The following is a 23,233-nucleotide window of genomic DNA, read 5'->3' as shown; positions in this document are numbered from 1 at the left end:
ACAATGGATAAAAAGAATCATAAATTAGTTCAGACCTGGCGCTGGTACGGGCCATCTGATCCGGTAAGCCTGCAGGATGTAAAACAGGCGGGAGCAACAGGGATTGTCAGCGCACTACATCATATCCCACATGGTGAAGTATGGCCATTGGCTGATATTCAGGAACGCAAATCAATTATTGAAGCTGCCGGACTAAACTGGGCAGTAGTGGAAAGTGTCCCTGTTCATGAAGCCATTAAAACCAGACGCGCAGATGCAGGTCAGTATATAGAGAACTACAAGACAAGCTTAAAAAATCTGGCTTCCTGCGGAATCAAAACTGTATGTTATAACTTCATGCCTGTACTGGACTGGACGCGTACACAGTTGGACCTGGTGATGGAAGATGGTTCCAAAGCACTTTATTTTAACTGGACAGACCTCGCCGTTTTTGACCTGTTCATTTTAAAAAGGGAAGGGGCAGCAGCTGATTATGAGGAAAAGATTCGCATTAAGGCGGAACAACGTTATACAGCACTAAGTGTATCAGAACTGGAGCTGCTCAGAATCAATGTACTGATGGGCATTCCGAATGAAAAAGAAATAGAGCTGGATGCTTTGCGCAACAGCATTGATGAATATAAGGCAATCGGTACCGAAGGACTTAAAGAAAACCTGATCTGGTTTCTGAACGGGATCTCCGGAGTCTGTGAAGAAGAGGGCATCAAAATGACCATTCATCCTGACGACCCTCCTTATCCGATACTGGGGCTTCCGAGAATTGCGAGTACCAAGGCTGATCTGCTTCACATCATCAACAGTGTAAACCAGGAATTTAATGGCATTTGCTTTTGTACCGGCTCCCTGGGAGCAGGGATGGACAATAACCTGCCTGAAATCTTTGAAGCGGTAAAAGAGCGGGTACATTTTCTACACCTTAGAAATGTGACCAAAGATGAAGAAGGAAACTTCTATGAAGCAGACCATCTGGGTGGCGATGTGAACATGTACGAAGTAATGAAGGCAATAGTGAAAGAAAATGCAGTTAGGGCAACACCGATTCCTTTCCGTCCTGATCATGGTCACCAAATGCTGGATGACCTCAACAAACAAACCAATCCCGGTTATTCCGCGATAGGACGCTTACGCGGTCTTGCAGAGTTGCGTGGACTGGAATTGGGCATTACAGGAAATTATTAGTTCTTCTGACTGGACGACCTCACCAGAATCTGGGTTTTTAACTTAATGGTTTCAAAATCCTCTTCCAGGTGCTTCCGCTCAATTAAAGAAATCAACTTTTCGGCAGCAAGCTGTCCGATTTCAAAAGCTGGCTGATGTATGGTACTCAATGCAGGGTTCATGGCATCGGCCAGTTCTGTATTGGTGAATCCGATCAAAGCAACATCCCCGGGGATGCGATAGCCTAATTTATTCAGTAAGGTTACACACCTGGTGGTAATTTGATCTGTTGTGGTAAAAATCGCATCCGGCGGTTCCGGTAAGGACATATAATATTTGATTGCCTGCTCCAGATCGGCATTGAGCCTGTTCGTATCCGTATAATCACAAGACCTCAGATACGCCGCTTTAAAGTCGATTTTCTGATCGGCCAATGCGGCTTTATATCCATTGAGACGATCGATAGAAATGCTCAGGTTGGTATTGGTGTTTAAATGGGCAATACGCTTATATCCGTTTTCAATTAAATGCAGGGTTGCATCATAAGCTCCTTTAAAATTATCTGCCCCAACCTTATGGGTTTCCATCTGATCCGTCAGCCGGTCGAAAAGTACCACCGGCAAACCCGAGGCCTGTAAAGCTTTAAGGTAGCTGAAATCAATGGTCTCACAGGCAGGAGAAATAAGCAGACCGTCTATCCCTCCGGCATATAATAAATCTATACAGGCCATCTCCTGGGCCTGAGATTCCTTACTTTGCATAATGATAATCTGATAAGACTTGCCTGTGCTAACTTTATCAATCCCATCGAGCATTTGCGCAATCACATTGTTATCCAGTGAACAGACAACGACCCCAATAGACCTGCTTTTTCCTTGTTTTAACCCCTTAGCCATGCGGTTTGGGACATAATGATGCTCCCTGGCATAAGCCACCACTCTTTTCTTGGTCTCTTCACCAATTTCGTAACTGTCGTTAAGAGCTTTGGATATCGTGGAAGTAGACAGATGGAGCGCTTTCGCAATATCCTTTAAGGTGATACTGTTGTTCATGCCGGTTTCATTTTGATGCCTAAATTGCAATTATTAGGGGAGATAAGGCTCATTTTTTTTTATATTTTGGTAATTCTTTAATTACACCAGACCGTCGTTCTTATCTAAACGGCATTTGCCAGGGCTTGGTGTGTATCGTCCTTTTTGTCTGGTTTTTCAGGAAACAGTTTCAACCGGGCAGGGATAATGCGTGCCTTAGCCTCGGTTAGACTTTGTTTATCAATACATTATCTACTGTATCCGGTTTCATTTTACCATAATGTTTTATATCTTTAATGGAAATGAAATTAACACTGATTTTATGAAGATGAAAAGAACACTGGTTTTATTCCTGTTGGTCATATTGTTTGGGGCTATGAAGAAAGAAACACCTCAGAAAGTCGTTATTGGCTATGTAGGTGGCTTCAGAGGTCTTGTTAATACCGATTTGATCGCTGCGAAGAAACTGACACATATCAATTATGCTTTTGTGGATGTCCAGCGGAACCGGGCATTTCTAACCAACGAAAAAACAGATACCGTTAATTTCCGCAAGCTCTTACAGTTAAAAAAGAAAAATCCGGCTTTAAAAATTTTGATTTCTATAGGTGGTTGGGCATGGAGTGAAAACTTTTCAGACGCCATGCTGACAGATACTTCCAGGGCTGCTTTTGCATTAAGTGCGGTAGACATTATCAGAAAGCACCATTTAGATGGGGTAGATATTGATTGGGAATACCCGGCCCAGCCCGGAGAAGCGGGAAATGTGGTCAGGCCAGAGGATAAACAGAATTTCACCCTTATGTTTGAAGCGTTGAGAAAGGAGCTTGATGTGTTGGAGAAAGAAAGTGGTATGAAGAAGTTACTGACCACCGCTGTTGGCGGCTTTCCTGATTTTCTAAAACATACAGAAATGGATAAAGCAGCTGCTTATCTGGATTACATCAACCTTATGACTTATGATTTTTATTCGGGAAAGATCGCCGGACACCATACCAATTTATATCCTTCAAAGCTTTACCCGACAGAAAACTCCGCCGATAAAGCCATCAGTGCTTATATTGCTGCCGGAGTACCTGCCTCGAAGCTGGTGATGGGCATTGCCTTTTACGGAAGAAATTCCAAAGTAGCAGCCGGAAGTACTACCGGATTGGGTGCCGGTTATGTTACCGGGGAGTTCGGAAGTGGCTTTAGTAAAATTAAAGACAGTCTGATCAATAAAAAAGGTTTTAAAGAGTTTAAGGACCAGGATGCAAAAGCCTCTTATCTTTTCAATGCAGATAGCAATACTTTAATTACTTATGATGATGAGTGGTCGGTGAGGGAAAAATGCAAATATGTAACAAATCAGGGGATGGCTGGGGTTATGTTTTGGGAATACGCGTCGGATCCTAAAGAATATTTGTTAAATGAAATTGCTAAGTCGCTGAGGTAGTATACAAAAAGAAACAGATGCATGGTTAACTCATATTCATCCTAAATATTAAAGGACTAAATTATATCTTTGCGAAATTATATATTTTTAATATTGTCGAAGCGCACATGATAAAGAGAAATTTGGGGTACTTTATATTAATACTATTGGCATGTGTTTTTTCTTCCTGTTTTCAGATTATAGAAGAGATTAATGTGGCTGCGAATGGCTCAGGCACCGTAAATTTAACGGTAAATTTGAGTGCAAGCAAAACGAAAGCAGCCTCTATCATGCTCTTAGACAGTGTGAACGGTTACAAAGTACCCTCAAAGCAAAAGATTCAGAAAGAGATGGATGAGGTAGTTGCTTACCTGAAAAATTCTCCAGGCATCAGCAATATAAAAAAAACCGTGGACCTGGAAAATTATATTGCAAGTGTCAGCTTTGCATTCAAAAACATTTCCAATATCAATAATGTCAATCAGAATGTGCTGAAGAAAATGAAAATTAAGGCCGTGAGCAACTCCTCTTACAGCTATAGTCCCGAAACAAATACCTTTCAACGAAACTACACACATACCAAAGAAACACTGACCGAATATAATAAGCTAAAGCCGGAAGTTAAAAACGTATTTAAAGAAGCGAGTTATACCAGCATTTACCGTTTTGAAAAACCGGTAAGCACCTGTTCAAACCCATTGGCTAAAGTATCCAAGACAAAGAAAGCAGTGATGCTGAATACCGGCATGCTGGGGCTGATCAACGGGAAAACCAATATTTCCAATAAAATTATTTTATCTAAATAAATCTCCATTTTTACCTATCTAAATTATCAATCTACGCATGAATTACTATTTTAAATCTGCAGTTACCAGTGCTTTTCTACTAGGTACACTGACAGTTAATGCCCAGGACCTTTCCCGTAAAATACCAGCTGATGCCATGGCAGTGATGACCATTAAGGGAAACAACTTTCTTGAACTGATGTCCGCCGAGGAGTTCAACAATACTTTTATCGGAAAGGAAATGTTCAGCAAACTGGCAAAGGAGCAAAACAACAATTACAATAGTGTGGAAGATTTCGGATTTAACCTATCCTCGTCCTTCTATTATTACAACCAAACGAACGACAGCGTTAGTTACAACTGCTTTCTTGCTCCGGTAAAAAATCTGGCTCAGCTGGACAAAGTATTTGAGCAATCAGGTAAGAAGTTTAGTATCAACGGCAAACAGAGAACATTTTTCAATGCAGATTCTTCGAAGATCATGCGTTGGAATGATGAAATGTTGCTGATGGTATTGGCAGACGGAAGAAGCGCTTATTTTGACCGCCCGGAGATTCGTGAACGTTTCGGGATGTCGGCTATTGAAATACCTCAGGCTGAGGTTTCTGCAGATACCGCTGCCACAGTAACGGATGCAGTTGAAGTGACGGATGTTGCAGCTGCCAGCGATGGGGTGATGGATGCCAGTGAGGTAATGGTAGAGGAACCTAAACCGCGCGTAAGATCTAAAAAGAAAAGCAGTCATGCTGCGAAGTCCAGAAAAACCAAATTAAAAGGAAAGAAGTCAGCCAAAAAATCTTATAAAAAGAAACCGGTTAAAGTTCAGCCTGCAGAAGAGGTATATATGGATGCTGCAGAGGCCGCAGCCAGTGCAGCAGCAGCAGTTGATAGCGCAGCAGCTGTAGTAGACACTGCTTATTCTTATTACGACGATAAAAACTCACCGTATTACAAAGACAAGAAGGTTAAAACAGCGGTAGTAGCGCGTTGGACTGTTAAAATGATAGATGATGCTTTTACCGGTACCGACCAGAATTCCATCTTGAAAAATGCAGATTTCACTAAAAATATCGACCAAAAAGCTGAAGCTACCATTTGGGTTGCAGGCGTAGAGAAATTAGGAAAAGCATTTATGCCCTCTACTCCGTACCTGAAGGATTTCAATTTCCTTAGCGGTTATGGAACGGCAAACGCGAAATTGTATCTGGAAGAAAAATCTATTCGCATCAGTTCTGCAATGACTTTTGGTGAAGAAATGGGCAGCGTATTGAGGAAAGTACACCAGAGAAAGCTGAACAAAGCCTTTTTAAAATATGTAAATGAAGATAAATTGATTGGTTACATGGCTTATTCAATGGATACCAAATCTTATCTGCAGGAATACCCTAAACTGGTTTCTAAGATCTACGGTTCACTTTATTCGGACGAAATCGGAATGGCAACAGACCTTTTCTCTTTAGTATTAGATGAAGAAGCCATCAGTAAAGTGATCAAAGGTGATGGAATCTTTATTTTCAACGGGCTGTCACAAAAAGAAGTTTCTTATAAATCTTACGACTATAACGAAGAAAACTTTGAGACTACTGAAGTCATGAAAACAAAAAAAGAGACTTTGCCTGACTTCCTTGCAATGATCTCTACCGAGGATACCCGCCTGATCAACAAACTGATTGCTTATGGTGTAAAAAAAGAAGTGGTAAAAAGCAAAAACAGCTATTATGAAGTGACCATTCCTAAAAGCCCGCTCGCTTTATATTTCACCATAAAGGAAGGTATTATTTTCTTAGGTACCGACGCAACGGAAATGGAGCAAATCGTGAGTAATACTTATCAGGCTAAGGTTTCCGGCAGACATAAAAGCGCATTGTTAGGGAATAACTATGCTGCTTATTTCAGTCCGAAAAGACTGGCAGGAAAAATACCTGCAGAAGAACTTGGAAGCCCTGCTAAAATCGAGAAAGCGAATAAAACACTGAATTCTCTGGGGGATATCTATATCAGGTCTTATCCGATGAATGGCAATACCTTTGCCGGAGAAATCAGTATGGATACTCCTGCAGATCAAAAAAATTCATTGAAATATCTGTTTTCAGTGATTGAAAATCTGAAGTAGTCAAAAGACTTACCAATGAAACCATCATAAGCATGCCAAAAAAAACAGTGAACATGCTTATGATAGCTTCATAACCGATAAAAATCAAATGATATACTGATGAAAAGAATATTAAAAATATCAGCAGCAATAGTCATATTGCTGCTGATTTCCGTTTATGGGTATTTGCAATTCCGGGAATACCGTTCTTATCAGAACAAGATTCATAAAGATGCAAATCTGATTTTCAAGATTAATCTTGATGGCATCTTTCAAACCATGTCGGCAGATTTTATGAGCAACCCTGGCTATTATTTAAGCGAAAGCAAAAAGGAGGGAAGTAGCCCAAGGGGAATTTCTTTACCTGCAAATATCTTTGTTTATACACTTCGTTCTAAATCTGCCGGCACTTATTTCTGTGCTTTACCGGTGGCCGACAGTGCGGCACTCAGGCCATACCTGAAACGTGTCTTTAAACTAAAAACCTTTCTAAGAAACGCAAACGGAACCATAACAGGAAGCTCAGCAGATCAAAAGCTGACTGTCGTTTACAACGCGAACGATCTTGCCATGGCCTATAGTTTTAGAAAAGAATCGGTAACCGGCATTCTGAATGATTTACTCGAACAAAAGAATATGATGGATCCCGGCGCTCCGGAAATGGTGGATTTGAAAAAAGCAACAGGACACCTGAGCTGGAACTTCAACAAGTATTCGGGAAGCCTCGATTTCAAAGACGGGCAGGCGCTCGTTGACTGTACTTTCCCGATTTCGGACCTGGAAATTCCGGAACAAACAGCTTATAGAAATAGTTTCGCTAAAGATGCCGCTTTAAAGATCTGGCTGAATGCAGGACTGACTTCCTTCTTAGCACATCAGGAATTTAATTTCAAGAGCTTCAATTTGCAGTCCGACAGTTTACTGAAGTCTTACGGGGCTTACGTTTCGCTGGAACTGAGGAAGAACATTACTCAGCAAGAGTCAGTGATCACTTACGAATACAATGACGACTTTGAGAAAGTCGCACAGACCACGCTCAAAACAACAGCAGTACCTCATTTTAAACTCAGCTTTAATGGCAATCCTGATCCGATGCTAAAGTATCTGAAAATGAAAAACATCATTACCGATGCCAATCAATTGAACAGGGAACTGTTTCCATTGTACCAGGTTTTTAGTTCCAGACAGGACGATGGCTGGCAGTTGAGCACTAAAGAAGAAGATGACTTCCAGACGGTGTTGATAAAAAGCCCGTATTTCTTCTATGCTGAAGCAGACATCAACCGGATTAAAGCACAAAAACAATTCCCTTTGTTAAATTCCTTTATTGAACCATTTACTCATTTGAAATTGACCGCAACTAAGCTCGATACCGAAAAGGGGAGGCTCCAGGGACAAATAGATTTCAAGAAAAAAAATGTCAATTCCTTTTCTCAATTGATTAAGTAAGGAAAAACACAAATATAAAAAGGCCTTTCAGATATACCTGAAAGGCCTTTTTATTGTATTTGACAAAGTGATGATATTAATATTCCAAATGCGCTGTACATTTGCTTAACAGTGTTAAATTATTTACACTATTCAATTTTCTAAACCAATGGGAAGTAAAGAACGCATACAGCGGTTGAAAGAGGAAACAAGACTCAATATACTAGATGCAGCTCTGGAAATCGTGAAAGAAGATGGCTGGCAATCACTCAGTATGAGAAAGATTGCGGATAAAATAGAATATACAGCACCCATCATCTACGAATACTTTGCCAATAAAGAAGGAATCCTCCTGGAATTAACCAGAAAAGGATACATTATTTTATTGCAGGAATTGAAAGCGGAAAAAAACAAACATACGCTTCCCGAAGATCAACTGGAAGGCATGTGGCTGGCCTATTGGAATTTTGCCTTTAAATATAAGGAATTGTATCAGCTCATGTATGGCGTAGATATGAACTGCTGCGAAATGATGAAGGCCTTTCCGGAAGCGGAAGGAACCACGAACATCATTTGCGATACCATTAAAGCGCTGATGACGGCAGATCCTATCAATGATGACCTGGTCTGTAGAAAATACTTCACCTTCTGGTCTGTTGTACATGGCTTGATCTCCATCAACTTTGTAAGAAAAGGCACCGACAATGAAACAAATCAACATATACTGAGAGATGCACTTAAAGGAATCATAAAATACATCAACGATTAAATCATTGCAAACGGGTTTTAAATCATTATCCGTTTTTTTATTAACAGTTACTTAACACTGTTAAATTACTTATCCACGTTACACCCTCTTTAAATCAAACATATCATGAAATATTACCCCAACTTCCCGCAATCACTTAACACTGTTAAACGATCTACTAACGTTATGAAAACAATAATTTTACTTTCCACCGCAATATTTCTTTTTGGCTGTTCCAGCGAACCGATGCAGGTTGCCAGTACAGCACCTGCGCCTTCATTGCCAGTGATCTCTATCACTAAGAGCGCAGAAACCACTTATCAGGAATACCCGGCATCTGTACAAGGTGCGATAGATCTGGAAATCCGTCCTCAGGTGGGTGGTGTTTTAGAGCAGGTTCTTGTAAATGAAGGTGCCTTAGTTAAAGCAGGACAACCTTTATTCAAAATCAACTCGCTTCCTTTTACAGAGCAGCTGAACAATGCCAAAGCAAATCAACGCGCCGCAGAAGCCGCTGTATTAAATGCGCAGCTTGAAGTGGATAAACTGGTTCCCCTGGTACAAAACAAGGTGGTTTCCGACATTCAGCTAAAGACGGCAAAAACGGCGCATCAGATCGCTGTAGCCAATGTTGCACAGGCAAAAGCAAGTGTAGGTACTGCACAGATCAATTTAGGTTATACCTTAATCAAAGCTCCGGTAAGTGGATATATTGGCCGTTTGCCGAAGAAACAGGGAAGCCTCGTTTCCCCTTCAGATGTTTTGCCTTTAACCAACCTTTCTGATGTACATGAGGTACACGTTTATTTTTCTTTAGGGGAGGCTGATTTCATCAGTTTCAAAGAGAAGTATCCTTCCGCAACTGCTGCCGGAAAATTGAAAAATCTTCCTCCGGTAGAGCTCGTATTATCCGACAATGGTACGTATGCAGAAAAAGGCAAAATCGATATGATCGACGGGCAGTTTGATAAAACTACAGGTTCCATCACTTTAAGAGCGAGCTTTCCTAATGCTTCCGGTTTATTGAGATCTGGAAATACAGGTAAAGTAAGGTTAAGCCTGCAACATCAGGACGCCATGATGGTTCCTCAGTCGGCCACCGTAGAAGTACAGGACAAAGTGTTCGTATACGCCGTAGGTAAAGACAATAAAGTGGCTAAACAGCCGATCAAAGTCATCGGAATCAGTGGTACAAATTACCTGATCAAAGATGGTTTGAAATCCGGAGACAGGATTGTTTCCAAAGGAATGGAAATCCTGAAAGACGGAGATGCCATCACTCCTGAAGTATCAAAAGAAGAAAAAACATTAAAAATTGCCGCTAATTAAAACCAGTCATGTTTAAGATATTCATACAAAGACCGGTCCTTGCAACCGTGATCTCTATTCTGTTAGTGATCTTTGGAGTGCTCGGACTCTCAAAATTACCACTCCAACAATTCCCTGATATTGCGCCGCCGGCCGTACAGGTAATGGCACTATATCCGGGTGCAAATGCGGAAACGGTATTGCGTTCAGTAGCACCTTCCCTGGAAGAATCCATCAATGGGGTAGAGGGAATGAGTTACATGAGCTCTACTGCCAGTAATGACGGATCACTCGTGATCACCGTTTACTTTAAGCTGGGAACCAATCCCGATCAGGCTGCTGTAAACGTACAAAACAGGGTGGCACAGGCAACCAGTCAGCTTCCGGCTGAAGTGGTACAAGCCGGTGTCACCACTGCCAAACAACAGAACAGTCTGATCATGGTACTGGATATGTACACCGATAAAGAATCGGATTATGATCAGACTTTTCTGGCCAACTATGCGCAGATTAACCTGATCCCGGAGATCAAAAGGATCCCGGGTGTAGGTTCTGCCAGCATCTTTGGTGGAAACAAGGATTACTCTATGAGGGTTTGGTTAAATCCGGCGCAGATGGCCAGTTACAACCTGATGCCTAATGAAGTAATGGCCGCCATCCAAAACAAAAACGTAGAAGCGGCTCCCGGAAAATTCGGAGAGAGCAGCAAGAATGCTTTTGAATACGTGATCAAATATAAAGGCAAGCTGAACCAGCCTAAGGATTATGAAAATATGGTGATCCGTTCCAATGCAGACGGTTCTATATTAAGACTTAAAGATGTAGCGAGAGTAGAGTTCGGTGCTTATACTTACGGAAGTTTAACCCGTATCAATGGAAAACCCGGAATTGATGTGGGGATTTTGCAACTGGCAGGTTCCAATGCCAATGAAATCCAGATTAAGATTCAGGATTTCATGAAAAAAGCAGAGAAAGATTTCCCTAAAGGAGTAAAATATGATGTACTGTACAGTACTAAAGTATCTCTGGACCAATCTATTGATCAGGTAAAACACACCCTGATTGAAGCCTTTATCCTGGTATTTATCGTGGTATTTATTTTCCTTCAGGATTTCCGTTCCACCCTGATTCCGGCAATTGCCGTACCGGTTGCGATCATAGGAACATTCTTCTTCATGCAGCTCTTTGGTTTTTCTATTAACCTCCTGACCTTATTCGCCCTCGTACTCGCCATTGGTATTGTGGTCGATGATGCGATCGTAGTGGTGGAAGCGGTGCATGCCAAAATGGAACACCATAATTTGTCTCCAAAAGCGGCGACAGCTTCTGCGATGCAGGAAATTACCGGAGCCATCATCTCCATTACTTTGGTAATGTCGGCGGTATTCTTACCGGTAGGATTTATGGAAGGTTCTACAGGCGTATTCTACAGACAGTTTGCTTTTACCCTGGCCATCGCCATTGTGATTTCTGCTGTAAACGCATTGACGTTAAGCCCTGCACTTTGTGCATTGTTCCTTAAAAACCCACATGCCAATAAACACGAAGCTACAAAGACCACCTTTAAAGAACGTTTCTTCATCGGCTTTAACAGTGGATTTAACAGCTTAACCAATAAATACATTGGTAGTTTAAGGTTCCTGATCCGTTTTAAATGGGTAGGTATTGCAGGTTTGATCATCATCACCCTGTCGACCATCTGGATGGTTAAGAAAACACCTACTGGATTTATTCCCTCTGAAGATCAAGGCTTTATTGCTATTGCCCTGTCTATGCCTGCTGGCGCCTCTTTGGAGCGTACCACTGAAGCATTGAAAGAAGCAGAAAAGATACTGATGCCTTTAGAGTCGAACCGCCTGTTAAACGTACTTTCCGGTTTTAACATCATGACACAAAGTACCAGTCCATCGGCCGGGGTTGCTTTCGTCTTGCTGAAACCTACGGAAGAACGTGGCAAATTAAAAGGGATCAATGACATCATGAACGACATCAGGGCTAAATTATCTACTGTAAAAGGAGCCAATTTCTTTGTCTTCACGTTCCCTACGGTTCCTGGTTTCAGTAACGTGGACGGTTTAGACCTTGTATTACAAGATAAAAGCGGAGGTAAACTGGATAAATTCAGCGGTATTGCCTATAACTTCATCGGCGAACTGATGAAACGCAAAGAAATCGCTGTGGCCTTTACCACCTTTAAAGCCGATTATCCTCAGTTGGAACTTAAAATTGACGACGAGAAAGCAGAACAACTCGGTATCAATACCAAAGACATCCTGCAAACCATGCAGGCTTATTTCGGAAGTGCACAAGCTTCAGATTTCAACCGCTTTGGTAAGTATTACAGGGTGATGGTACAAGCGGATATTGCCGACCGTTCAGATGCTTCGGCGATGGATGCGGTCTATGTTAAAAACAAACAAGGTGAAATGGTTCCGATTAGTACGGTAGCTACATTGTCGAGGGTATATGGTGCAGAAACTGCTTCCAGGTATAACCTGTTCAACTCGATTGGGGTGAATGCCATTGCCAAACCTGGATACAGCTCTGGTGATGCGATTAAAGCAGTAGAAGAAGTAGCTCAGAAACACCTTCCTTCAGGTTATTCCTTCGAATTCTCCGGTTTAACGAAAGAGGAAATTTCTTCAGGCGGACAATCGACCATCATCTTTATGTTGTGTCTTGTGTTTGTTTACTTCCTGTTATCTGCACAATATGAAAGTTATATCCTGCCTTTAGCAGTCGTACTTTCCATTCCGGCAGGTGTATTTGGGGTATTTGTAGCCATCGGACTTACAGGAATTGAAAATAACATTTATGTGCAGGTCGCATTGGTGATGCTGATCGGTTTACTCGCAAAAAATGCAATCTTGATTGTAGAATATGCGGTACAGCGTAGAAAAGCCGGAAAAACCCTGATCGCTGCTGCTTTAGAAGCCGCGAAATTGCGTTTACGTCCGATCATCATGACCTCACTGGCATTTATTGTAGGGTTAATCCCGATGATGACTGCCACAGGGCCATCAGCACTGGGTAATCACTCGATCAGTATTGGTGCAGCAGGAGGGATGATCTCCGGTGTAATTCTAGGCTTGTTTATCATTCCGGTATTGTTTGTGATCTTCCAATACCTTCAGGAAAAAGTAAGTGGCAAACCACCGGTAGCAGAAGAAGTCGGCCATGGGGTGACCGTAAATCCTGAAGCCAACATCATCTACTCTTAATTGATTTAATAAATGGTTTCTGAATGGGCTTAATGTTCATTCAGGAACCATCAACAATAACAACAGAACTAATGAGAACATATATAAACAGACTTGCGCCGATAGTGATCCTGATCTTACTTGCCGGTTGTAAGGTTTCAAAAGATGTCGTAATCCCTAAAGCCAGCATTCCGGAGCAGTTCAGAAATGCAGCATCTGCAGATTCGACCAGTATCGCCGGCCTTACGGTCAAACAGTTTTTTACAGACCAGACTCTTCAGAATTTGCTGGATACAGCGCTGCTTAGAAATTACGATTTGCAAATAGCCCTGAAGAATATGGAATCCGCTGATTTATTATTCAGACAGTCCAAACTGGGAAATCTGCCACAGCTGAACCTGAACATTACGGCCAACACCAACCGTCCTTCAGACAATAGTCTGAACGGCCTGAGTGCAGGTCAGTTTTTAAAAACCAAACATATCGAGGATTACAATGCAAACCTTGGTCTGAGCTGGGAAGCCGACATCTGGGGAAAAATCAGAAGTCAGAAACAAGCGGCACTGGCCACTTACCTGCAGACCGCGGAAGCTAAAAAAGCTGTGCAAACACGTTTAATCGCAAACGTAGCACAGGGTTATTACCGCTTGTTAATGATGGACGAACAAATGGCAGTTGCCAAAAGAAACCTGGCCCTGAGCGATAGCACTTTAAGGATCATCCACATGCAGTTTGATGCAGGGCAGGTGACCTCTCTGGCCATTCAACAGGCACAGGCGCAGCAATTGGTGGCTGCGCAGCTGATCCCGGAACTGGAGCAGAACATCAGCATTCAGGAAAATGCACTGAGTATTTTAGCGGGACAGCTTCCTAAAGCCATCGCAAGAACAGCAAACTTGAACAAAATATCCTTTCCGGAACAACTTTCAGCAGGATTTCCATCAGCCATGGTGAGCAGAAGACCGGATGTAAAAAGTGCAGAGCTTTCTTTAAATATCTCCAATGCCCAGGTGGGAATTGCCAAAGCAGGTTTATATCCATCTTTAAGCATTACTGCCAGCGGAGGGCTCAATGCCTTTAAAGCAAGCAACTGGTTCAACATTCCGGCTTCCTTATTTGGAACGGTGGCAGGAGGGATCACACAGCCGATTTTTCAGCGCAAACAGTTGAGAACACAATATGAAAGGGCAAAGATCGATCGTGAAAAAACAGTGATTGAATTCAGACAATCTGTATTGAACGCAGTAGGAGAAGTTTCTGATGAACTGGTGAAAATTGAAAAACTGAAACAACAGTATACCATTGCACAAAGCAGGGTGGGTACTTTACAACAAGCGGTAAAAAACGCCAATCTGTTGTTTAAAAATGGCATGGCCAATTACCTGGAAGTAATCACAGCACAAAGCAATTCTCTTCAAAGTGAATTGGAACTGGCCAGCATTAAAACAGCACAGCTGAATGCTTCAGTAGAACTTTACCGTTCTTTGGGAGGGGGTTTCTAATCCTGACAGCGATAGTATTGTAAAATTTACATCGCGAAATGATAAAACTAAAGTTTTAATTATTTAACATTGGCCTTTATATGATCCTTTATAAAGGCCGTGTTATTTAATAGACCCGAAGGTTATACCGAGCTGGAATTGCTGGAAGAAGTTGCAGGGGGCAACGAATCCGCATTCAATCTGTTGTACGAGAAGTATGCAGGTAAGGTGTATGCTATGGGCATGAAATACCTCAAATCCCCTTTTCTGGCACAGGATGCCGTACAGGAAATCTTTGTAAAAGTATGGAACAACAGAGGGGAACTGCCCTATGTAAAAAACTTCCCCGCCTGGCTCAGCACCATTTCCAGAAATCAACTCATCAATGACCTTCAGAAACAGGTTCCCATGGAGACACTGGAAGAATTCCATCCCGGCGAGCAGCAGGGGCTGGCAGCAGTTTCCGGTAATGACATTGATTTCCGGGAGTTGGAACAACTCATCAAAAAAGGGGTAGAAAGTCTTTCCCCGCGACAACAACAGATTTATAGATTAAGCAGGGAAGACGGTTTAAGTCACAAGCAAATTGCCGAACAACTGTCTATTTCCTATGATGTCGTAAGGGAACATATGAGCAAGGCCCTGAAGAACCTCCGCATTTTTTTAGAAAATAATTACCGCTATATGGTATTGTTATGGCTGTTTTCCAGGCATCAATAAAAAAATATTAAATACCCACCCCCACAACTTTTCTTTTTAACTGTCTATATAAATGTAATGACACCAGAAATATTCAAATCACTTTTAGCAGGTCACCGTTCAGGAACCTTAACTGTACCCGAAAAGCAACAGCTTTTATCGCTTTTGCATCATCCGGAGTACCGTGGGGAACTGGAAAGTCTTTTTACGGAAGACTTTTCTTCGGAGGATTTTCCGGCCACAGCCACAAAAGAAGAACTGGATATGATTTATGAACGCGTGAAGCTACAAACAACCATACAGGAACCGGGAATAATTTCATTCCGCCCTGCATTAAGATGGACAGCGGCAGCGGTGGTATTCTTCTCCATGGCCTTTGGTGCTTATTACCTGAATTCAAAATACAACAAAACAGTCCTTCCTTTGGAATTTGCCGGACAAAAGGGGGAGTACATTAAACCCGGTGGCAATAAGGCTGTGCTTACCCTTTCCGATGGTTCCCATATTGCGCTCGATGATGTGGCGAATGGAGAGATTGCTAAAGAATCTGGTGTTCAGATCACAAAAACCGCAGATGGAAGGTTGTTATATACAGCACGTCCGGGATTAAGCCATGTAAAAGTGGGCTATAATACCATCGCGACACCAAAAGGTGGACAATATAGAATTGCCCTTCCCGACGGCACCATGGTTTGGTTAAATGCAGCTTCTTCCCTGAAATATCCATCAGCATTTACAGGTAAAGCGCGAAATGTAGAACTTACCGGTGAAGCTTATTTCGAGGTAGCAAAAAACAAACACATGCCTTTTATGGTGAAAACCAGCAAACAGGAAGTAGAAGTGCTGGGTACTCATTTCAACATCAATGCTTATGAGGATGAAAATGGCGTAAAAACCACCCTGATTGAAGGAAGCGTAAAAGTGAAGCTCCCTTCTAATAAATCAACTGTGCTTAAACCCGGAGATCAATCTGATGTCTTAACTGATATTAAGGTAAGCCAGGTAGATGCCAGTTCGGTAATCGATTGGAAACAAGGCTTATTTTGGTTTAATGATGAAAGCATTTTTAGCATCATGCGCCAGTTTTCAAGGTGGTATAATATTGACGTAGAATATAGGGGAGATGTGAGCAATATCCGTTTCGGCGGACAAGTATCGAGGATGAAGAATTTATCACAGGTACTCCGGATTATGGAACTCACAAAATCAATCCAGTTTAAGGTAGAAGGAAACAAAATTATTGTCATGCCCTATGCGGAAATGGCCAGTAAGCAATAACTATTAGTTAAGAAAAATAACCACCATATATCACCTAATATATAAGTTTGCTAACACATAAAAAAACAACAACATGAAAAACCTATTCTTATTTGCTGTCGCTTTACTTTTCAGCATGACCGCTAGCAGCCAGATTCTAAAACCCGTAAAATGGAGTTACGCGGCAAAAAAGACTTCAAAAACAGAAGCTACCTTGTACCTGAAAGCGAGTGTGGAAGAAGGATGGCACCTGTATTCACAGAATATACCAGACGGTGGACCTGTAAAAACTTCTTTCAAGTTTACACCAGCAAAAACGTACAAACTGAATGGTAAAACTACAGAACCAAAACCAATCGTAAAGTTTGAAAAAGCGTTTGACATGAACGTTGGCTATTTTGAGAACTCTGTGATCTTCCAGCAAAAAATCAAATTAACTGGCGCAAATGCTACGGTTAAAGGCACTTTGGAGTTTATGGTATGTGATGATTCTCAATGCCTTCCTCCGGAAACTGTTGAATTCTCCATCCCGGTAAAGTAAGCAGAAAATGACTTTAAAATACAATCAGACGAGCATAAAAATGCTCGTCATGGGAATACTCATGTTTTTTGGGTCGGTTACTGCGGTCTTCGCTCAGGAAGCGGATACCGCATTCAGCGACATAGAATTCACCGAAATTAAGCCAGATAGTACACACAAAGATAGCATCACCGCTACCGTCGTTAGTCCGGAAAAGGATAGCACCCCGACTACAAATCCGGCTACCCCTGTGGTAAAGAAGGAAGAAAAGCAGGGGCTGATTGCCATCTTTATCGCAGGTTTCATTGGAGGTCTGGCTGCATTGCTGATGCCATGTATTTTTCCGATGCTTCCGCTAACCGTCAGCTTTTTTACTAAAGGAAGTCAGACGAAAAGCAAAGCAGTAAGCCGGGCAATGTTTTATGGTTTATCCATTATTGTTATTTATGTGGTATTGGGGTTATTGGTAACGGTCCTTTTTGGGCCAGACGCACTCAATAGCTTGTCCACAAACGGAATCTTTAACTTCTTGTTCTTTATTTTACTACTGATCTTTGCCATATCTTTCCTGGGTGCATTTGAAATTACCCTTCCTTCTTCATGGGTTAATAAAATGGATGCCAACTCTGATAAAGGAGGCCTTGCGGGCTTGTTCTTCATGGCAGGTACGCTTGCGCTGGTTTCTTTCTCCTGCACGGGGCCGATTATCGGGACTTTACTTGTTCAGGCAGCTACAAGTGGTGCATTATTAGGGCCGGCAATAGGCATGTTTGGTTTTTCATTCGCCCTGGCCATTCCTTTTGCTTTGTTTGCCATGTTCCCATCCTGGTTAAGTGCTTTACCTAAATCCGGCGGCTGGTTAAACAGTGTGAAGGTGGTTCTTGGCTTTTTGGAGCTCGCATTGGCGATGAAATTTTTAAGCAATGTAGACCTTGCTTATCACTGGAACTGGTTTGACAGGGAGGTTTTCCTTGTGCTTTGGATCGTGATCTTTGGATTGATGGGGCTCTATTTGCTTGGGAAGCTCAAATTCTCCCATGACAGCCCCGTAAACGCTATTTCTGTTCCGAGGCTATTGATCGCTATAGTGGTTTTATCATTTACTGTATATATGATTCCCGGATTATGGGGAGCACCTTTGAAATCGGTATCTGCATTTCTGCCGCCTCAGGCGACTCAGGATTTCGACTTGTATACCTCAACCTTAACAGGTGCATCCAATGGTCCTGCGGTAAAACATGAGGAGGGTCCTCATAAATATTCGGAGATCTTTCATGCTCCTTTAAACCTCAACGTATTTTTCGATTACGAAGAGGGAATGGCCTATGCAAAGAAAGTGAAGAAACCCGTCATGATTGATTTCACTGGCCATGCTTGTGTCAATTGTCGGCAGATGGAAGCGAATGTCTGGCCGGATAAGGCCGTATTCAGCAAGCTGAGCAATGACTATGTCATCATTCAGCTATATGTTGATGATAAGACTGAACTCGCAGAAAACGAAAAATTCAAATCTAAATTCAGCGGCAAAGCTGTAAATACTATTGGAAATAAATGGAGCGACTTTCAGGCCGCCCGCTTTAACTCCAACTCACAGCCATTCTACGTCTTACTTGGTAACGACGGGCAATTGCTGGCGCCACCTACAGGTGCAAATTACAATGCCGGGGAATACCTTGAATTCCTCAATAGTGGCTTAAAGACTTTCAATAAATAATTGAAAATTTAGGTTAATAGTTAATAGTAAAAACGATGGTTGGTGGATGCTGGCCATCGTTTTAAAATGTCATCCAAAATTAAATACCACAAATAGCCTGTTCCGGTATAAAGGAACGAATAGATCTAAAAACCAATTATAACTAATGAAAAGATTAAGTTTGATCACGCTGGTACTCTTAGGTGCCGGTTTTCAAGGTTTTGCTCAACAGAAAAACCCAAAGAAAAATGCGGCTTCGGTAAGTCCCGCTGCAAATCCGAATGCGGTTAACCGCCCAGCTGCGCCAAACGGGCCTAAGCCTTATGCCGAAGTGATCACCGCCAAGGCAAAAACAGATAAAGGACTGTTTAAAGTACACACCATCGAAGACCGTTACTTCTTTGAAATCCCGGATTCTTTGCTGGATAGGGAGATTCTTATTGTCAACAGAATCAGCAAGGCTGCTGCCGGCAACCGTTCACAAATGATGGGTTATGGCGGAGACCAGATTGGCGATAATGTCATTTCCTTCCAGAAAGGACCTGCTAACAAATTATTCTTAAAGAGCATTTCTTTTGGAGAACGTTCACAGGATACGACTGCACAAGGTTTATATAAATCGGTCATGAACTCGAATGTTCAGCCCTTGGTCGCTTCATTTGACATTAAGGCATTTGCTAAAGATTCCGTTTCGGGTGCTAAAGGCGTAGTCATTGATGTCACAGATTACATGAATGGCGACAATGAGATTTTCTTTTTCGATCCTTCCGTGAAAAAAGCATTAAACCTAACCGGAATGATGAACGACAGAAGTTACATCAAAGAGATCAAAGCTTACCCGATGAACATTGAAATCCGTACCTTAAAAACCTATGCAAAATCGGCACCTCAAATGCCTGGTGGAATGGGTGGGGCACCGAGTGCAAGTCCGGCCACCTATGAACTGAACAGCTCTATGGTCTTATTGCCTTCCTCACAAATGAAAGCAAGGTATTTTGATCCGCGTGTGGGTTATTTTGCTACTGGTTTCGTAGATTTTGACTCCAACCCTCAGGGAGTGAAAAACCTTTCCCTGATCACGAGATGGAGATTAGAACCTAAAGCGGAAGACATCGAAAAATATAAAAGAGGTGAATTGGTAGAGCCTAAGAAGCAAATCGTCTATTATATCGATCCTGCAACACCGAAAAAATGGGTGCCTTACCTGATTCAAGGAGTAAATGATTGGCAGGCGGCCTTCGAGAAAGCTGGATTTAAAAATGCAATTGTAGCTAAAGAAGCGCCTTCAGATCCTGCATGGAGCCTTGAAGATGCCAGACATAACGTAATTGTATACAAACCTTCAGACATTCCAAATGCAAGTGGACCACATGTTCATGATCCACGTACCGGAGAAATCCTGGAAACGCACGTGAACTGGTATCACAATGTGATGTTGATTCTTAGAAACTGGTACCTGATCCAGGCGGCAGCAGTTGACCCTGCGGCGCGCAAAATGACCTTCGATGACAAGCTGATGGGTGAACTGATCCGTTTTGTGTCTTCTCATGAAATCGGACATACACTGGGATTACGTCATAATTTCGGATCTTCAGCAACTGTACCGGTAGAAAAATTAAGAGACAAACAATGGGTAGAAAAAAATGGACATACGCCATCAATCATGGACTATGCCCGTTTCAACTATGTTGCTCAACCGGAAGATAACATCAGTTCCAAAGGAATTTTCCCAAGAATCGGTGATTATGATTTATGGGCAATCGAATGGGGTTACAAATGGACGCCTGAGTTTAAAGGACCACAAGAGGAACTGGCGAGTTCTAACAAAAACATCATCAGCAAAATCTCCGGAAGTAAACGCCTGATCTTCGGAACCGAGAGTGATCCCAACGATCCCCGCAACCAGAATGAAGACCTTGGTGACAATGCGATGCTGGCTTCTGCTTATGGAATTAAGAACTTAAAGCGCATTTTGCCGAACCTCTTAACCTGGAGCAAAGAACCAAATGAAGGTTATCAAAATGCAAAAACTTTGTATGGCGAACTGGTAGGTCAATATGGCCGTTACATGGGACATGTGGCAAAAAACATTGGAGGAATCTATTCTACACCTAAAACGGTGGAAGAAAGCGGCGCTTCATTTGTTGCCGTTCCTTATGTTACACAAAAGGAGGCAATGACCTTTTTAAATGCACAATTATTTACCAGTCCAACCTGGTTAATCAACAAAGAATTGATAGAACGTACGGGAATTAATGCTGTAGATGTTTTTCAGGGGATTCAGAAAAGTACATTATCCAGATTCCTGAATGCCAATACCATTGGCAAACTAATCAATGCAGAGGTGATGAGTGGTGCCAAAGCCTACACTGCAGAGCATCTGTTTGCCGACCTTAAAAGCGGAATATGGTCTGAATTGTACAGCAATAAGAACATCGATGTGTACAGAAGAAACCTTCAAAAAGCTTACATAGACAACCTAAGTAAGCTAATGGTAGCGCCATCATCGGCTGCTCCGGGTGGTTTCCCTGGGATGAGGTCATCTGATCCTACTAGTTCAGATGTATCCAGTATTAGCCGCGCGCACATGGCCAGTTTAGCCAAAGATGTCCGTCTTGCCATTCCTGCAGCGACAGGTTTGAGTAAATATCATTTACAGGATCTATTGGTGCGCATCAACAATGCATTGAATCCGAAATCGTAAATTATTTACCGCATTAAAAAGCCCCCTCCGGATTTGTGCTATACAAACCAGGAGGGGGCTTTCTTTTTCTAAACCCGATCCAATTCTGGTTTTTTATGGGTACTGACCGCAATCCTGTTCCAGGCATTGATGGTCACCACTGCCATAATAATTTCAGACAGCTGCAAGTCGGAAAACAATTCAGCGGCACGCTGATAGGTTTGTTCCGACACTCCGGAAGGAATTAACGTAACTTCTTCTGTTAAAGCAAGAATAGCCATTTCTTCTTCAGTAAAAAATGAGGTCTCCCTCCAGGCACTCAGGGTATAAATCCGCTGCTCCGTTTCTCCATTTTTCCGGGCATCTCTGGTATGCATATCCAGACAAAAGGCACAGCCATTGATTTGTGAAGCCCTGATCTTAATCAACTCTTTATGAGATTTGCTGAGGGAACTTTCGTCTAAAAAACTTTCCAATGCGAACATGGCCTGATAAGCTTTTGGGTTGGTCTTTTGAATATTGATTCTATCTTTCATAAGTATATAATTGTTTTTATCGGTTATGAAGCTATCATACGCATATTCATTGCTTTTTGTAAGTGGTATGCTTATGATGCTTTCATAAGTATATAATTATTTCTTTTTGGACATGAAGCAATCACCTGCATAGTTCAAATTTCGGTATTAAAAGTCTAAAAAACTTAACCTGGTTTTAGAAATTATTTTCAGCTTCATGCCCCGGACTTTACTTAGAAATTCAGGCTTCCGGCTTTTAAGATGAAAAGAAGCAGGACAATTCAGCCTGCTTCTTTTTTATAATGTATTTAATGAGGTTTAAATACTCAAAGCATTGTGCAACAGCTCATGATCAATCGTATCTGCTGCCGCATATTGCGCTGCAATATGTTCATTCAGATACCTGGAAGTATAATAATGATCGGTCACATTGATAAATAAAACCGTTCCTCCTTCGATGGTATTAATCACGGTATTTGCCAGTTCCGGTGCTACTGCAGGGCAGCCCTGACTCCGCCCGAGTCGCCCAAGTGCATTAATCGTCCCCTGACTCACGTAATCTGCTCCATGAACAACAATGGAGCGTTTGCGGGCATTGGAATTAAAACCTTCGTCCATTCCATCAAGACGCAATGATTTACCATGTTGTCCGTTATAAATTTCGGCAGTTAAGTAAAATCCTATGCTACTTTGAAAGGAATCATTAACGTTAGAAAAACGGGTTGCTTTGTCATTTCCGCTACGCTGACCGTGTGCAACCCAGGTATTCAGTAAGAGCTTCTTTTTCTCCAGATCAATGATCCACAGACGTTTACTCGTGCTGTTCTGATCAAAATCTGCAATGGTTAAAATGGATTTGCCGGCAGATACCTGCCCGGACTTCTTAAGATTGTAAAAACCGGTAAGGGCTTTTTCAAAAACTAATGGGGTTAACCCGCTTTCGGCAAGATGTGCGGAATGGTAAATGTTACTGACATGCCTGTTGTACAGGCTATCTTCAGTTGGAATTACAACCGGATTAATCTGGGGAGTTACCGGCTCCCGGTTTATCATGGTGAAGGCCACCGTCATCGTAATAAATCCTGCTCCACCAAAAAGGTATTTCATCATAGAATTTGGGTTTAGTGCTATGAATAATTGAATTGTTATTTAAGTATTTTTCTGCTATAGGCTTGATTTTTAAACGCTAATATATTGATTAATTGATGTTTAGATTTATTT

General features: G+C 42.0%; 17 protein-coding genes. 14 read left to right on the top strand and 3 right to left on the bottom strand.

What is annotated here, in order from left to right:
- Positions 1 to 3 precede the first annotated feature (3 nt).
- Positions 4 to 1,179 (top strand): mannonate dehydratase, encoded by a 1,176-nt coding sequence (gene uxuA, locus BLQ87_RS22575; protein WP_074611252.1) that lies wholly within the window; start codon positions 4 to 6, stop codon positions 1,177 to 1,179.
- On the opposite strand, the gene BLQ87_RS22570 is transcribed toward uxuA, so the two are convergent.
- Positions 1,176 to 2,210, bottom strand: a complete 1,035-nt coding sequence (locus BLQ87_RS22570) for a LacI family DNA-binding transcriptional regulator (RefSeq protein WP_074611178.1) — start codon at positions 2,208 to 2,210, stop codon at positions 1,176 to 1,178. The genes uxuA and BLQ87_RS22570 overlap by 4 nt on opposite strands.
- 301 nt (positions 2,211 to 2,511) lie before the next feature.
- Here BLQ87_RS22570 and BLQ87_RS22565 point away from each other — a divergent pair, with 301 nt between their 5' ends.
- The 13 genes from BLQ87_RS22565 (at position 2,512) to BLQ87_RS22505 (ending at position 21,518) form a co-directional block, all read left to right on the top strand.
- Entirely contained in the window at positions 2,512 to 3,624 is a 1,113-nt protein-coding gene (locus BLQ87_RS22565) for a glycoside hydrolase family 18 protein (protein WP_245723908.1), read from the top strand.
- Positions 3,625 to 3,731: 107 nt separating this feature from the next.
- Positions 3,732 to 4,409, top strand: a complete 678-nt coding sequence (locus BLQ87_RS22560) for a hypothetical protein (RefSeq protein WP_074611177.1) — start codon at positions 3,732 to 3,734, stop codon at positions 4,407 to 4,409.
- A gap of 37 nt (positions 4,410 to 4,446) precedes the next feature.
- Positions 4,447 to 6,501, top strand: coding sequence for a hypothetical protein (locus BLQ87_RS22555; protein ID WP_074611176.1), 2,055 nt, complete (start codon positions 4,447 to 4,449; stop codon positions 6,499 to 6,501).
- Positions 6,502 to 6,600: 99 nt separating this feature from the next.
- On the top strand, positions 6,601 to 7,929 hold the full coding sequence (locus BLQ87_RS22550) for a hypothetical protein (protein WP_074611175.1): 1,329 nt from the start codon (positions 6,601 to 6,603) through the stop codon (positions 7,927 to 7,929).
- A gap of 148 nt (positions 7,930 to 8,077) precedes the next feature.
- A complete protein-coding gene (locus BLQ87_RS22545) occupies positions 8,078 to 8,677 on the top strand; it encodes a TetR/AcrR family transcriptional regulator (RefSeq protein ID WP_074611174.1) in 600 nt (199 codons plus the stop codon).
- Between the two features lie 165 nt (positions 8,678 to 8,842).
- Positions 8,843 to 9,985: an efflux RND transporter periplasmic adaptor subunit gene (locus BLQ87_RS22540; protein WP_083362012.1), complete on the top strand. Its 1,143-nt coding sequence runs from the start codon at positions 8,843 to 8,845 to the stop codon at positions 9,983 to 9,985.
- Positions 9,986 to 9,993: 8 nt separating this feature from the next.
- The gene (locus tag BLQ87_RS22535; protein ID WP_074611172.1) at positions 9,994 to 13,185 is read left to right on the top strand and encodes an efflux RND transporter permease subunit; all 3,192 of its coding nucleotides are present in this window, start codon (positions 9,994 to 9,996) and stop codon (positions 13,183 to 13,185) included.
- Between the two features lie 71 nt (positions 13,186 to 13,256).
- Positions 13,257 to 14,666 carry a TolC family protein gene (locus BLQ87_RS22530; protein WP_074611250.1) on the top strand — a complete coding sequence of 470 codons (1,410 nt, stop codon included), beginning with the start codon at positions 13,257 to 13,259 and terminating at the stop codon, positions 14,664 to 14,666.
- A 99-nt stretch (positions 14,667 to 14,765) separates the two neighbouring features.
- Positions 14,766 to 15,365, top strand: a complete 600-nt coding sequence (locus BLQ87_RS22525; protein ID WP_074611171.1) for an RNA polymerase sigma factor — start codon at positions 14,766 to 14,768, stop codon at positions 15,363 to 15,365.
- A gap of 57 nt (positions 15,366 to 15,422) precedes the next feature.
- Positions 15,423 to 16,622: a FecR family protein gene (locus BLQ87_RS22520; RefSeq protein WP_074611170.1), complete on the top strand. Its 1,200-nt coding sequence runs from the start codon at positions 15,423 to 15,425 to the stop codon at positions 16,620 to 16,622.
- A gap of 73 nt (positions 16,623 to 16,695) precedes the next feature.
- A complete protein-coding gene (locus tag BLQ87_RS22515; RefSeq protein WP_074611169.1) occupies positions 16,696 to 17,142 on the top strand; it encodes a protein-disulfide reductase DsbD N-terminal domain-containing protein in 447 nt (148 codons plus the stop codon).
- 7 nt (positions 17,143 to 17,149) lie between these two features.
- Positions 17,150 to 18,835 (top strand): protein-disulfide reductase DsbD family protein, encoded by a 1,686-nt coding sequence (locus BLQ87_RS22510; protein WP_074611168.1) that lies wholly within the window; start codon positions 17,150 to 17,152, stop codon positions 18,833 to 18,835.
- A gap of 145 nt (positions 18,836 to 18,980) precedes the next feature.
- Complete coding sequence (locus BLQ87_RS22505) at positions 18,981 to 21,518, top strand: zinc-dependent metalloprotease (protein ID WP_074611167.1); 2,538 nt, start codon at positions 18,981 to 18,983, stop codon at positions 21,516 to 21,518.
- A gap of 68 nt (positions 21,519 to 21,586) precedes the next feature.
- Here BLQ87_RS22505 and BLQ87_RS22500 read toward each other — a convergent pair whose 3' ends face one another.
- Together BLQ87_RS22500 and BLQ87_RS22495 are read right to left on the bottom strand one after the other, a co-directional pair.
- Positions 21,587 to 22,033 (bottom strand): carboxymuconolactone decarboxylase family protein, encoded by a 447-nt coding sequence (locus BLQ87_RS22500; protein WP_074611166.1) that lies wholly within the window; start codon positions 22,031 to 22,033, stop codon positions 21,587 to 21,589.
- 297 nt (positions 22,034 to 22,330) lie between these two features.
- Complete coding sequence (locus BLQ87_RS22495) at positions 22,331 to 23,122, bottom strand: murein L,D-transpeptidase catalytic domain family protein (RefSeq protein ID WP_074611165.1); 792 nt, start codon at positions 23,120 to 23,122, stop codon at positions 22,331 to 22,333.
- Positions 23,123 to 23,233: the final 111 nt, after the last annotated feature.

The sequence above is a fragment of the Pedobacter steynii genome, from assembly GCF_900103665.1.
Lineage (GTDB): Bacteria > Bacteroidota > Bacteroidia > Sphingobacteriales > Sphingobacteriaceae > Pedobacter > Pedobacter steynii.
This window is presented reverse-complemented; position numbering and strand designations above follow the sequence as displayed.

Bases quoted from the DNA above. Each gene is read 5' to 3' on its own strand.
- uxuA (WP_074611252.1), top strand. From the start codon at position 4: ATGGATAAAAAGAATCATAAATTAGTTCAGACCTGGCGCTGGTACGGG.
- BLQ87_RS22570 (WP_074611178.1), bottom strand. From the start codon at position 2,210: ATGAACAACAGTATCACCTTAAAGGATATTGCGAAAGCGCTCCATCTG.
- BLQ87_RS22565 (WP_245723908.1), top strand. From the start codon at position 2,512: ATGAAGATGAAAAGAACACTGGTTTTATTCCTGTTGGTCATATTGTTT.
- BLQ87_RS22560 (WP_074611177.1), top strand. From the start codon at position 3,732: ATGATAAAGAGAAATTTGGGGTACTTTATATTAATACTATTGGCATGT.
- BLQ87_RS22555 (WP_074611176.1), top strand. From the start codon at position 4,447: ATGAATTACTATTTTAAATCTGCAGTTACCAGTGCTTTTCTACTAGGT.
- BLQ87_RS22550 (WP_074611175.1), top strand. From the start codon at position 6,601: ATGAAAAGAATATTAAAAATATCAGCAGCAATAGTCATATTGCTGCTG.
- BLQ87_RS22545 (WP_074611174.1), top strand. From the start codon at position 8,078: ATGGGAAGTAAAGAACGCATACAGCGGTTGAAAGAGGAAACAAGACTC.
- BLQ87_RS22540 (WP_083362012.1), top strand. From the start codon at position 8,843: ATGAAAACAATAATTTTACTTTCCACCGCAATATTTCTTTTTGGCTGT.
- BLQ87_RS22535 (WP_074611172.1), top strand. From the start codon at position 9,994: ATGTTTAAGATATTCATACAAAGACCGGTCCTTGCAACCGTGATCTCT.
- BLQ87_RS22530 (WP_074611250.1), top strand. From the start codon at position 13,257: ATGAGAACATATATAAACAGACTTGCGCCGATAGTGATCCTGATCTTA.
- BLQ87_RS22520 (WP_074611170.1), top strand. From the start codon at position 15,423: ATGACACCAGAAATATTCAAATCACTTTTAGCAGGTCACCGTTCAGGA.
- BLQ87_RS22515 (WP_074611169.1), top strand. From the start codon at position 16,696: ATGAAAAACCTATTCTTATTTGCTGTCGCTTTACTTTTCAGCATGACC.
- BLQ87_RS22510 (WP_074611168.1), top strand. From the start codon at position 17,150: ATGACTTTAAAATACAATCAGACGAGCATAAAAATGCTCGTCATGGGA.
- BLQ87_RS22505 (WP_074611167.1), top strand. From the start codon at position 18,981: ATGAAAAGATTAAGTTTGATCACGCTGGTACTCTTAGGTGCCGGTTTT.
- BLQ87_RS22500 (WP_074611166.1), bottom strand. From the start codon at position 22,033: ATGAAAGATAGAATCAATATTCAAAAGACCAACCCAAAAGCTTATCAG.
- BLQ87_RS22495 (WP_074611165.1), bottom strand. From the start codon at position 23,122: ATGATGAAATACCTTTTTGGTGGAGCAGGATTTATTACGATGACGGTG.